General features: G+C 37.6%; 1 protein-coding gene. It reads left to right on the top strand.

What is annotated here, in order from left to right:
• Positions 1-102: 102 nt before the first annotated feature.
• The coding region (locus tag CXF78_RS01325; protein WP_145991318.1) for an AAA family ATPase at positions 103-1147 on the top strand (1045 nt) is incomplete at its 3' end.

The raw sequence follows: 1147 nt of genomic DNA, 5'->3' as shown, positions 1-1147 counted from the left end.
AGAATTGGCTGTTAGTAATGCATGCATAAATGAGCCAATGATATATGAACAGGCGAATTCAGATGCAAGAGTAAAATTTTTCATGGATGAAGAGGATTAAAAATGGAGTTTAGTAATCAACGGCTATTAGTACCCGAAATACCACCGAAGGCATTTGAAGCTTGTTATATTGATGAAGCACATCCTTCATTTTGCGGTGTTCCTTTTGTTGATGCGCTTATGCCTACTTTTAATGCCGCACAATTAAAAGAGAGCTTTAATAAAACAAATTATCGACAAGCATCAGTTGGTGACAGTGATATTGAGCGAAAACGTTGCGTTTATTCTCTTAAAGATGAATACACGGTTCTTGTACCCGAATTTCAAGATGTGTATGACAAGATAGATTTAGCTGTAAAAAGTGGTTATCTATCGAGAGAGGACACTCTATATAACTATGAGCAACAGCGACAAAACCTGCATTATGCTATGAGTAACGATACTGTTCCATGGCGTGATTTAAGCGTGCCACGTCCTGTACGAAATGTTACATCTATAATTGGATGTAAAGGTTCTGGCAAAACGTTGGTGATGCAGCAATGTTTGTCAATGTACCCTCGTGTTATTTGGCATGCTAAACAATCTGAACAAGTTCAGATTGTTTATCTGTCAGTCAATTTAAAAGGAGCTACAAGCCCGATTGAGTATTGTAGTATTTTTTTACAATCGTTGGAAAACGCTATTGGGAAACAAAAGTATGCTAGCGAAGTTGTTGTTTCTCCAAATCTTAGAGCCGCATTGTTGAAAATACGAAGTTTGTTAATTACTTACAATGTCGGACTTGTTGTAATTGACTCTCTTCAAGTAATCGAAAAATGGAAATATGATGAGCGTAACATTTTTCTAGAACATATCGACGGTTTAGGTGATCTGGTGCCGTTGCTACTGATAAGTAATTCGAATGCGATATATGAGCTCAGTGATATTAGTCAGAGTAATATTGATTGGGATCCACTGATGCGTTTCTCTGGTAAAGATGATCTAATCGTTGAGCGTTGGTCTTTATTTAGCAAGAAGCTTTGGAAGCGGAATTGCTTAAAAAATCAATCACCAGAGCTCTCTGCTGAGTTAAGCTCTGAATGGTTTGATGCATGCGAAGGGGTTATCG

Source organism: Shewanella sp. 11B5 (assembly GCF_002836795.1).
Lineage (GTDB): Bacteria > Pseudomonadota > Gammaproteobacteria > Enterobacterales > Shewanellaceae > Shewanella > Shewanella frigidimarina.
Note: the sequence above shows the minus strand (reverse complement) of the source record. Positions and strands in the feature narration are given on the sequence as shown.